We start from the raw sequence: 10,769 nt of genomic DNA, 5'->3' as shown, positions 1-10,769 counted from the left end.
TTGAGGGAATCAACAGCCTTATCCAAGCAGCTAAAGCCAAGGCCAGGGGATACAGGACCATCAAAAACCTGATCACCATGATCTACCTCATTGGTGGCAAACTCGAATTCAGGTTACCCACATGAAATAGCGAGGAACCTAAAAAATCTTGATGCGGTTTTTTTATTGAATCCTTCTGTAATCAATCGTCAACCCCGTCAGAGATGTTGAGTTTTAATCGAATTTAACGTTTTTATTTCATTGTTCATTGAGAATATGATATTAATGAACTATTCCGCCATGGATCAGGGCAAACAACTATTTGCTTGCATTACTGTGGCATTGCCGGGAAACCTGCCATATAACGGAGATAACAATATGAAACTTAAAAATTATTTCACAATATCAGTCATATTGCTGCTGGCTTGTTTTTTTATGGCCTGCTCCCTATCAAGGGATATAAAGTTAAGCAGTTATGCTCAAAAACAGCAGATAAATGAAATAATTAATGCTATTCAACCAAGAGTTGACAATGGCGATTCGGTGTCTTCTTTTCAGCTTTTTATGCTGGCATCCTCTTATAACGGAATTCGCAATTACAGCAAAGCACTTGCCATAACAGACTTGCTTCAAAAGCAGATTGATAATGGCGACAGAGCTTTTGTCGGCTCCGATCTCACAGTTTATCCCCGGATTTTGCGCGGCTCTATTTATCTCGATCAGGGTGAACCTCAGAAGGCAATCGAAGAAGGCATTCTTGCTTATAAACTTTTGCATGAAGATGGACGTGAGAAACAAAGCTTTTATACATCTCAGCTGATCTCCATTTATGATTTTCTTGGTGTTGCCTATGCTATATCGGGAAATAAGTCGGATGCTCAAAAAATTGTTAATTCGCTGCAAAATGTTAGCATAACAGTCATGAACGGACCCGAAAAATACAGCGCACTGGCGCGGATTTATATGGCATTGAAAGAATATGACAATGCGCTGAAGGCCATAAGAAATCCTAATGCAAGAGTAACAGGTGCAATAACGGCTTTATACGATCAGACCTTTCAGGAGATACCCAATCTTTTTATTTTATCAAAAAGCCTTTATGAAACAGGAAACATAATAGAAGCAAAAAAAGGATATGACCGGCTTTTAGGGCATCCGCAGATTGAGCAAATCGGGGGTATTTACTGGATTGTGCTGCTTGATCGGGCAAAAATTGCTTTGTCCGAAGGCCGGAAAAATGCCGCAGAAGACATGCTCAAAAAAACAATCGATGTTATTGAAAAGCAGCGCTCTTCGATTAATTCCGAAGCAGGACGTATCGGTTTTGTAGGCGATAAACAATCAGCATACGCAGAATTGACGGCACTACTTATTGCTGACGACCGTTATGCAGAAGCATTTACTTACGTGGAGCGTGCCAAATCCCGCGCCCTTGTGGACTTGCTTGCTTCGCAAAAGGACATAAAAGTCCGAGGCGGACAAACTGAGCAGATCAGGATAACACTGGCCGAGCTTACCAAAGCGGAAAATGACCTCACCGTTGTGGCTCAATCTGCTGAAGATAAAGAAAGCCAAAATAAAACCCGGGCGGTTGTCCTGAAACTGAAAAAAAACCTGCATGAAAATGCGCCGGAACTATCCGCTCTGGTTTCCGTGGCGACTCCTTCCACGGCTGAAATCCAGGAGAAGATTAAAGACGATGAAACACTTCTGGAATATTATTGCGCAGGCAGTAAATGGTATGTTTTTATTTTAACAGACAAAACCATTGTGGCGCAGAAACTGCCGGTAACGGATTTGGAAAAAAACATTGATGCCCTGCGCAAAAACACTACAGCACAGGACTTACCGGATTTCAAACAATATAGCCAGATGCTATACCGCCAATTATTTTCTTTGGCAGCTCCTGCAATTAAAACAAAAAAATTGATTATCGTTCCACATGGCTCTTTGCATTATTTGCCTTTTGCCGCCCTTTCCGACGGCAATGAATATCTGATTGACCGCTTCAGCATACGGATGCTGCCCAGCGCCAGCGTTCTGAGCTTTCTCAAGGAACGGGCAAAGCAAGAGGATAGAGGCGCTTTGATTTTCGGAAATCCTAAGCTGGACGACCCAAAATATGATTTGAAATTTGCGCAGGACGAGGCTCTGTCCATTAGCAAAATAATTCCCGAATCCAATGTTCTTTTACGCAGCGATGCGTCTAAAACCAATCTTGAAAAATTTGGGAGCAAATATTTCATAATTCATCTGGCTGTCCATGGAGTATTTGATATTGATAAGCCGCTTAATTCAGCACTGCTGCTGGCCGCAGATAAAATGAATGATGGACTGTTGAGAGCAGGTGATCTTTATAATTTATCTTTGAACGCCGATTTGGTCACTCTCAGCGCATGCGAAACGGCTCTTGGAAAAGTTTCGACAGGCGATGATGTTGTCGGCTTAACGCGCGGTTTCCTTTATGCCGGAGCGCGTTCGCTAATATCAAGCCTGTGGCAGGTTGATGATGAGACAACCCGTGATATAATGATTAACTTTTATACCAATCTATCGAAGATGAATAAAGACGAGGCTTTGCGGCAGGCTCAGCTCAAAGTTAAAAAGCAACACCCGAATCCCTATTTCTGGGCAGCATTTTTACTCACCGGAAGTGCTATGTAAAAACCCGATGTAAATATGACACCGGAAAAAGAGAAACAGGAGAGTTATTGCCGAGTGAAAAACTGGATTGTTTATATCGTGCGATGCGCCGATGGAACGCTTTATTGCGGAATAACCAATGATCTTTCAAAGCGTATCCTGGCGCACAACTCCGGCAAGGGGGCGGTCTATACGCGAGGGAGGTTTCCCGTTCAACTCGAAGCTCAAAGCCGGGCAATGACACGATCGGAGGCGCTCAGGCTGGAAATGAGAATCAAGAAAAAGCCAAGAAAAAAGAAGATCGAGCTTCTTGGCATTTTAGGCTCATCATCTATCTGAACTGTCTTAATATACCGGCATTGCTTCAATTATGCTTAACGGACACATAGTTGGTATGATATTTGTTATTTTAAATCCGGCTCTTTCAAAAATCATTCCAAATTCCGACTCACTGCGCTCCAGGCCACCGGATAAGGTCAGCATACTGATATCTACAAGTTTACCGAAAGACGGTTCATTCCCTTTGGGTATTACTCTTTCGATTATCAAAAGATTGCTTTTGGCAGACATTGCTTTATGGCAGACTTTAAGAATAGCTACAGCATTGTCATCATCCCAATCATGTATTACCCGTTTGAGGATATAAGCATCAGCACCTTTTGGCACCGAGTCGAAAAAATTACCGGGTATAAGTTCGCAACGATTTTTCACACCCTGTCTTTCCATAATACTTATAGCTGCTTCATCAGCTGCTCTCAGATCGAAAAGCTTACCCTGCATTTGTGTATTGCTCTTAAGAATTTCAGCAAGCAAAGCTCCGTGTCCACCTCCAACATCTACAACAGTCTTAAATTGTGAGAAGTCGTATGCATTGATAACAGGTTCGAGTTCATGGCTTGAAAAACTGGTCATTGCTTCATTAAACTGTTTGGTAACTTCCATATTCAGGTTCATATAATCATGAACATCCATACCATGAACATGTTTAAAAGCTGGTTTGCCTGTTTTTACGCTGTAAAGCAAATCACCTTCCACAGACCAGGACCAGGGTTCGCCCACCATAATGGCGTAGCCTGCAAGAGAATCCGTACCGGTTCTTAACAGCCTGGCAAGCTGGGTCATATGAAAATTACCGGCTTCGTCTTCACTGAATATTCCCAAACTTGATAGAGCCCTCATTACACGATAAAGAGCACGGGAGTGGGCGCCCGACCATCTGTGCAATTTCCCGGCTGCTTTTTGGCCCTTCATCAAGGAGATCTGAGATTTTAAGCTTTGCTGCAACATAGATTAACTGTGTTATTCTGCTTCCGTGGATCATATGCATAAGCTTCATCTCTTCCGATGCTTGCTTTTTTACATCAGGATTATTTGTTACGGTCATTTGCTTTTCTCCTTTTAGTAAAATATCTTTTATAAGATACGATATAGCAATTGTCATAAATCTGTTCCGATTGGGTATGGGTACGCATGCTATCTGCAGGAATAAAATCTGCCTTTTATCAACGCTGTCAAATTCGCTTACAGAAATTTCATTTAACGACAGAAAATTTTGATTTTTGCAGGACTCTGTATTTTTCAGATTTTTTATCAAAGAGAGTCAGCAGGGCTGCCCGGCAAATGACTTCAGGACGCTTTTCACTTTCCCATAAACCGGCCTTGGCATATCCCATGCTGGCCATTTTTAAAACAACAAGCTGAGCCTTGCTCAGATCCTCTGAATAAGCTGTTAACTTGCCAAACACCGATTCGTCCGTATTTGTGGTAAATACCTCTGTATCGCCCATAATAGGATCAGATATCACTTTATTTCTCATGATTTTTTCAGCTACATAAATATCTAAATTTCGCCCGGCCTTTAATGCCAGAATATCAGCTCTTGTCATGCTGCAACATCCCCATCAGTCAAAGAAAATATGTCGCGTTCGTAATTAGCCTGCCATCTAAAATTCCGCCATCGGTGATACTCCCACAATAACCCATTTGGACGAAAATTTTCCGATAGCTGCAGTCAGGCATCCGATCCATTCCGTATCACATTATGAAACAAAAATCTGAACAAGCACGCTGCTTGCTAAATTGAACTGGATCATATTCTTTTCAAAAAATTGATCAAGTTCTTCTACAGACGCGATTGTGGTTGCTAAATGCTTCATACTAAACCTCTAACAATAACTTTAAGTATCCTCAGTTTCCCATTACAGTATTATCCAAATCACTTTAAATGTCCAATTTTTTGTGGCAAATTTCATGAATTTCCATACGATAAACATAGGATACAGGCAAACAGCATTTTTATACGACAATCAAATCTTCTAAAGAATTTCCAAAAAATACCGATATTGGAAGATAGGAAATAAAGGAGATGAATTTGAGTAAACAATTGCAAATGTTATCGGTGATGGATATCGCAGCAATATGCGGTGTTGCAAGAAGCACTGTATCCTACTGGATTGCCAAAAAGTCATTGCCCGCAAGCCGTGATGGCAAAAAACACGTAGTTTCCATAAACAATCTAATCGCTTTTCTTGAGGCAGAAGACTACCCTGTTCCTAAATCCCTTACGGAGTTTCCGGATGCCTTATATCAACAGGATTTGAAGCTATTTAAGGCCTGCTGGGAATATTGGTCGGAGTCCCACAGTGAGAACGGCTGCAAAAGCTGTTCTGTATTTACGAATTCTTTAATGGTGTGCTTTACCGCAAGAAACAACCCCGGCCAAAAGTGCCGGATGGATTGCTCTGAGTGTAAATATTTTTATGACTACCATGCGCCGGATATGTCGTTTATTCATCAGATCAGTAACCCTGCGGCAATTTACAAAGATCTGTACATATGGTCGGCAAACAGGGCGTGGGCGGATCTGTGCGGAGTAAAAACTAAAAACCTTATAGGAGCTGGGATTGAAGAATTTATTCATTCGGAATCATTAAAAAACATCATGAATTATGACAAGAAATTACGAATGGGGAACAGTTCGGAGGTTTTAAGATTTAATTTATCTTTTATCTCAAGAAACGGTAACAAGATAAAAACCGATTTATTAGCAAGCCCGCTTAAAAAACCTGATGGGACATGGCTTGCTGTTGTTGAAAGGCAATATCAGCTGTAAACATACAAATGTTTTTAAGAGGAAATTACAGGAAATGTCTGCCATAGACAGTTCATTACAAAATAATAAATATAACCTGAAATTCTGTCTTTTAAAAGATAGCGGCTTTTCTCAAAATACAGATATGATTTTACAGGAAACCGGGAACAGATACCGGTCGTTTTTTGAAAATATGGAACAGGGATATTATGAAATTGATCTTTATGGCAATTTTATATTTTTCAATGGGTTGGTCTGCAAAATATTTGGGTACTCAAAAGATGAATTATATAAGGTCAATTATATCCGGTTCATGAATAAGGAAAACAAAGGGATAGCCTATAATGCATTTAACGATGTCTTTAAAACTGAAAAACCAAGGATAGGCTGTGTCTTTCAGGTTGTAAGAAAAGACGGATTGACAAGACAAGTAAGCCTCTCGATCTGTCCGGTGAAAAACTCAAGTGGCAATAAAACCGGTTTCCGGGGCACTGTTTCCGATATCTCCGGGCAAAAAATCCTTGAGGCCCAGAAAAGACATGCACAGAAACTTGAATCCATAGGCCAATTGGCAGCCGGTATTGCCCACGAGATCAATACTCCACTGCAATATACTACCGACAACACGCGGTTTCTTCTGGATTCATTTGCCGAGATAGAAATCATCCTTACAAGTTATCACAAGCTCCTTGAATCGGTAAAGCTTGGCCGTGAAACACAAGCAGTTATCCGGGAGCTTGATACTTTAATATCTCAAATTGATCTTGATTATCTCATCAAAGAGATACCCAAGGCTATAGGCCAATCACTTGAAGGCCTGGATAATGTAAGCAAGATCGTTGTGGCCTTGAAGCAATTTTCACATCCCGGCACTGATGAGAAAATCTGTATAGATATTAACAAAGCTATAGAAAATACTATTGTTATCTCACGAAACGAGTGGAAATACATAGCCGATGTGATAACTGATTATGACTTATCCATGCCCATGATACCATGCCTTCCGGGTGAATTTAATCAGGTTATCCTTAATTTGATTATAAATGCTTCACATGCCGTTGCCGATTCAATTGATAAAGCATCAGGAAATAAAGGTATAATAAAAATAAAAACACGATGCAACGACTCCTGGGCCGAAATTCGCATAAGCGATACAGGGCCAGGAATACCTGAGGAGATCAGAGAAAGGATTTTCGATCCGTTTTTTACTACCAAAGAAGTTGGAAAGGGCTCCGGGCAGGGACTTGCAATATCCCATTCGGTTATTGTTAAGAAACATGGCGGATCTATCGGATTCGAAACAAAGATTAATCAGGGAACTACAATGATTATTCGTATTCCCACAGGCAAGGGAAATGGATAACACAGATACAGAAAAAAGAAAGATCCTTTTTGTAGATGATGAGCCAAAGGTTTTGGATGGTCTGGAACGGATGCTTAGACCTATGCGCCATATCTGGGCCTTAGCCTTTGCTGCAAGTGGCGAAGAGGCATTGGATATATTAAAAAGCAATCATTTTGACGTGGTTATCTCGGATATACGGATGTCAGGAATCAACGGATTGCAATTGCTTTCCGAGGTCAAGAGACTTTATCCCGATACGGTACGAATTATCCTGTCCGGCGAATCGGACAGGGAATTGATCATGAAGTCAATAAATGTATCACATCAATTTTTCAGCAAGCCTTGTAATACAGAAACATTGAAAGCGGCGATAGCAAGGACCGGGGATCTCTCGGCACTTTTGCAAAATGATTCACTTAAGGCTCTGGTTTCCAGGCTTGACTCACTGCCTAGCCTGCCTTCGCTGTATATAGATATAATGAAGGAGCTGCAATCCGATTACTCATCAATTAATAAGATCGGTGATATCATATCCAGTGATATAGCTATGACGGCAAAGATTCTCCAACTTGCGAACTCTTCCTATTTTTATCTTCCCCGTCATATTTCCAGTCCTGAACAGGCGGTTTTCCTGCTGGGGCTGGATACTGTTAAATCACTTGTTCTTTCCATTCAGGTTTTTTCATGGTTTGATAACAAGAGCCTGTCTGAAAATTATCTGAGTCAACTCTTAAATCACAGCATGGCAACTGCGCAGTTATCAAAGACAATAGCAAGACAGGAAAAGCAGGAACAAACTGTTGTTGATAATTCGTTCATGGCCGGAATTCTTCATGATTCAGGAAAGCTTGTAATGGCCTCATGCTTTGGTGATCAATATGGCAAATTAGCCTCAGAGCCTGAAGAAAACGGATTTTTTGCAGACACAGAAAAAGAAATCTTCGGTGTAAATCATGCGGAGGCAGGAGCATATCTCATGGGATTATGGGGTTTGCCAAATCCAATTATCGAAGCAATCGCCTTTCACCATTCACCCGGCAAGTCTATAACAAAAAAATTCACACCACTTACTGCGGTATATCTCGCTAATATTATTGAACATGAAAAATCCGGAAATTACACTGGAAAATCTAAGCCTGGAATTGATTATGAATATTTATCTGCAATGGATTTAAAGAAGACGAATTTTCCCGTTTGCAATGTGCCGGATTTGCAAAGCACAAAAGAGATGAGTGCTTATGAGCGATAAGATTCTTTTTGTAGATGATGATTTAAATGTGCTTGATGCCTATAAGCGGCAGTTGAAGAGGCAGTTTAATATTGATACTGCCAGGGAAGCAGAAGAGGGTTTAAATGCCGTAAGAAATCACGGTCCCTATGCAGTAATTGTATCTGATCTTCGCATGCCGGGTATGGATGGAAACCACTTCCTGTCACGAGTAAAAGAAATTGCCCCGGAGAGCGTCAGGATGATGCTGACGGGATTTGCCGACATCAAGACTGCAATGGATGCAATAAACCGCGGAAATATTTTCAGGCTGCTTACCAAACCGTGCAGCAAAGAAGTTCTGGCGGATGCTCTCACCGTTGGGATAGAACAATACAAAAAAAAATCACATATCAAAGAAAAAATTCTAAGTGACATGAGCGTCAGGCCAGGAAAAAAAATCCTGATAGTAGATGATGATCGTGTAATCCTCAGAATAATAACAAATGCCCTGAAAGACCATAAAGAATTGAAGATTATCACGGCATTAAACGGTAAAGAGGCCATAAAGATACTTAGCATCCAGGATATAGATATGGTTGTAACGGATCTGTATATGCCCGGTATTAATGGCCTTCAGTTGTTGTCTTACATGAAAAAGAACTATCCCGGGATTCCTGCTATAGTACTTACAGGATATGGTTCAAAGGAAACAGAGGAGCGGATAAAAGCCCTGGGTGATTTTCAATATTTTGAGAAGCCTCTGGATATGAATGTTCTTATTGAAGTATTGCTAAATACCCTTTATTCGGCCCATGCCGGTCAGATCCATGGGGTAAGCATAGCTTCTTTTCTGCAGATGATAGATATGGACGGAAAGGTATGCACATTAAAAATCAGATCCGGCAAGAGGTTTGGCTGTCTGTATTTCTTTAAGGGAAAATTGATAGATGCAGAAACAGGACAACTAAGGGGAGAAGAAGCTGCCATTGATATTATTGGTTGGGACAACAGCGTGATTGAGATCGAAAATGTGTGTAAAAAAAATAAGAATCAGATCAATAAGTCGATTATGCAAATACTTATAGAAAGTACGAGGATCAAAGACGAAATAAGATCGGGAATGAGGAATTGATATGTCGAGAATAATTACAGTTACAAGCGGAAAAGGCGGAGTAGGCAAAACAAACATAAGTGTTAACCTCGCCCTGTATCTTGCTGATGAAGGCTATCGCACATGTTTGTTTGATGCCGACATGGGTTTGGCCAATATAGATATCCTGCTTGGTATTTATCCTGAGCTAAGCCTTGAGGATGTAATCCTGGAAAAAAAGAAGATATCCGAGATCATAATAAAGAATTATATGGGGATAGATATTATTCCCGGCAGCTCAGGAATACAGAGGATGGCAGATCCAAGATCCGAAGAAATCTATTTATTGGTCAATGCTTTATCGGAACTTGATAATTATGATTTTCTTATTATTGACACCTCGGCAGGTATATCTAAAAACGTTGTCAGTTTCTGTATGGCCTCGCCGGAGATAATTGTGGTTGTTACAACCGAACCCACATCATTAACGGATGCTTATTCTCTTTTGAAAATACTTTCGCTGAACGGATTCAAAGGTTCAGTTATGGTTGCCGTCAATCAATGCAGAAACATGGAAATATCAGGTTTGGTATTTTCAAAATTTAAGGCTACGGTTGAAAAATATCTGCCGCTTAAAATACAGCCAATAGGATCAATCCTTATTGATGCGCATGTTGCCGATGCAGTAAGAAAACAAAAACCATTTATATCCCTTTATCCAAACAGCAACGCCGCCAAAGGAATTAAAAACATCGGAAGGTATCTTATGAAAAAAGATCCTGCCGAATTTGCCGGATATGGGCTTAAAACTTTCTGGTCCAAATGCTTTAAATTTTTCACTGATCCTTTGCAGCTAACGGTATCAAAGACAGTAAATAAAAAGCAGGTTCCGGACAAAGGCATAAAGGGAAAAAACCATACTTCTGAGTTAAAATCCGATAAGGAAAAAGAAGATTCTCACGGTACCGAAGCTTTGATATTACCACCGAAGGAGCCTGTCGTAAGTAAGGAAGAAACTAAAAAAGAGGCTGATCTTCAGGATATTTTCCTCATATTGGAAAAATTTAACCAGGGAATATCAAGTATTTCATCTGAGCTTAGCGCTATCAGAAGTATTATGGAAAAGGGTTATATGAATCCGGAACATGATCATAAAAGGGGTCAATCATATACGGATAGATCATAAATCAAGTTTTTTCAAAATCACAAAAGATGTAACTTTGTGTGATTGGCTTAAAACTAAAAGGTTATCGGTTTGACACAGCACGGATCATTAGTCTCTTAACAATCAGTAGTGTCCGGTTAAGTTTTTGCATGTTATATGGGATAAAAAAATTATAAAAATGTTTATTTTTTGCTTGACAAAGCAGATAAAAAATTTTTGTCGCCTTGTTATAAATTATAATTATAA

General features: G+C 40.2%; 11 protein-coding genes. 8 read left to right on the top strand and 3 right to left on the bottom strand.

The genetic code is table 11. The features are described from left to right. The 3 genes from VXK47_RS08735 to VXK47_RS08725 form a co-directional block, all read left to right on the top strand. Positions 1-125: transposase (locus VXK47_RS08735; RefSeq protein WP_435547519.1), on the top strand; the 125-nt coding region annotated here is incomplete at its 5' end. 232 nt (positions 126-357) lie between these two features. Then, the gene (locus tag VXK47_RS08730; RefSeq protein WP_435548392.1) at positions 358-2,643 is read left to right on the top strand and encodes a CHAT domain-containing protein; all 2,286 of its coding nucleotides are present in this window, start codon (positions 358-360) and stop codon (positions 2,641-2,643) included. Positions 2,644-2,697: 54 nt separating this feature from the next. After that, positions 2,698-2,961 carry a GIY-YIG nuclease family protein gene (locus VXK47_RS08725; protein ID WP_435548391.1) on the top strand — a complete coding sequence of 88 codons (264 nt, stop codon included), beginning with the start codon at positions 2,698-2,700 and terminating at the stop codon, positions 2,959-2,961. A gap of 6 nt (positions 2,962-2,967) precedes the next feature. Here VXK47_RS08725 and VXK47_RS08720 read toward each other — a convergent pair whose 3' ends face one another. From VXK47_RS08720 to VXK47_RS08710, 3 genes are all read right to left on the bottom strand, one after another. After that, positions 2,968-3,783 carry a methyltransferase gene (locus VXK47_RS08720; RefSeq protein WP_435548390.1) on the bottom strand — a complete coding sequence of 272 codons (816 nt, stop codon included), beginning with the start codon at positions 3,781-3,783 and terminating at the stop codon, positions 2,968-2,970. Continuing rightward, complete coding sequence (locus tag VXK47_RS08715) at positions 3,767-4,063, bottom strand: methyltransferase family protein (protein ID WP_435548389.1); 297 nt, start codon at positions 4,061-4,063, stop codon at positions 3,767-3,769. The genes VXK47_RS08720 and VXK47_RS08715 overlap by 17 nt, the downstream gene beginning before the upstream one ends. A gap of 91 nt (positions 4,064-4,154) precedes the next feature. Next, the gene (locus VXK47_RS08710; protein WP_435548388.1) at positions 4,155-4,508 is read right to left on the bottom strand and encodes a hypothetical protein; all 354 of its coding nucleotides are present in this window, start codon (positions 4,506-4,508) and stop codon (positions 4,155-4,157) included. Between the two features lie 485 nt (positions 4,509-4,993). On the opposite strand from VXK47_RS08710, the gene VXK47_RS08705 reads away from it, so the two are divergent. The 5 genes from VXK47_RS08705 to VXK47_RS08685 are packed head-to-tail and all read left to right on the top strand — an operon-like array spanning position 4,994 to position 10,544. Continuing rightward, positions 4,994-5,734 carry a helix-turn-helix domain-containing protein gene (locus VXK47_RS08705; protein WP_435548387.1) on the top strand — a complete coding sequence of 247 codons (741 nt, stop codon included), beginning with the start codon at positions 4,994-4,996 and terminating at the stop codon, positions 5,732-5,734. A 34-nt stretch (positions 5,735-5,768) separates the two neighbouring features. Further along, a complete protein-coding gene (locus VXK47_RS08700; protein WP_435548386.1) occupies positions 5,769-7,076 on the top strand; it encodes a PAS domain-containing sensor histidine kinase in 1,308 nt (435 codons plus the stop codon). After that, on the top strand, positions 7,069-8,307 hold the full coding sequence (locus tag VXK47_RS08695) for a response regulator (RefSeq protein WP_435548385.1): 1,239 nt from the start codon (positions 7,069-7,071) through the stop codon (positions 8,305-8,307). The genes VXK47_RS08700 and VXK47_RS08695 overlap by 8 nt, the downstream gene beginning before the upstream one ends. Next, a complete protein-coding gene (locus tag VXK47_RS08690; RefSeq protein ID WP_435548384.1) occupies positions 8,297-9,400 on the top strand; it encodes a response regulator in 1,104 nt (367 codons plus the stop codon). Before VXK47_RS08695 ends, VXK47_RS08690 begins: the two co-directional genes overlap by 11 nt. Position 9,401: 1 nt before the next feature. Beyond that, positions 9,402-10,544 (top strand): MinD/ParA family protein, encoded by a 1,143-nt coding sequence (locus tag VXK47_RS08685; protein WP_435548383.1) that lies wholly within the window; start codon positions 9,402-9,404, stop codon positions 10,542-10,544. The last annotated feature ends 225 nt before the right edge of the window (positions 10,545-10,769 follow it).

The sequence above is a fragment of the Desulfobacterium sp. N47 genome, assembly GCF_051233685.1.
Classification (GTDB): Bacteria; Desulfobacterota; Desulfobacteria; order Desulfobacterales; family RPRI01; genus RPRI01.
Note: the sequence above shows the minus strand (reverse complement) of the source record. Positions and strands in the feature narration are given on the sequence as shown.

What these genes read in the sequence shown, in the direction of transcription:
- VXK47_RS08715 (WP_435548389.1), bottom strand. Translation starts at nt 4,063, where the DNA reads ATGACAATTGCTATATCGTATCTTATAAAAGATATTTTACTAAAAGGA.
- VXK47_RS08710 (WP_435548388.1), bottom strand. Translation starts at nt 4,508, where the DNA reads ATGACAAGAGCTGATATTCTGGCATTAAAGGCCGGGCGAAATTTAGAT.
- VXK47_RS08690 (WP_435548384.1), top strand. Translation starts at nt 8,297, where the DNA reads ATGAGCGATAAGATTCTTTTTGTAGATGATGATTTAAATGTGCTTGAT.
- VXK47_RS08695 (WP_435548385.1), top strand. Translation starts at nt 7,069, where the DNA reads ATGGATAACACAGATACAGAAAAAAGAAAGATCCTTTTTGTAGATGAT.
- VXK47_RS08730 (WP_435548392.1), top strand. Translation starts at nt 358, where the DNA reads ATGAAACTTAAAAATTATTTCACAATATCAGTCATATTGCTGCTGGCT.
- VXK47_RS08685 (WP_435548383.1), top strand. Translation starts at nt 9,402, where the DNA reads ATGTCGAGAATAATTACAGTTACAAGCGGAAAAGGCGGAGTAGGCAAA.
- VXK47_RS08700 (WP_435548386.1), top strand. Translation starts at nt 5,769, where the DNA reads ATGTCTGCCATAGACAGTTCATTACAAAATAATAAATATAACCTGAAA.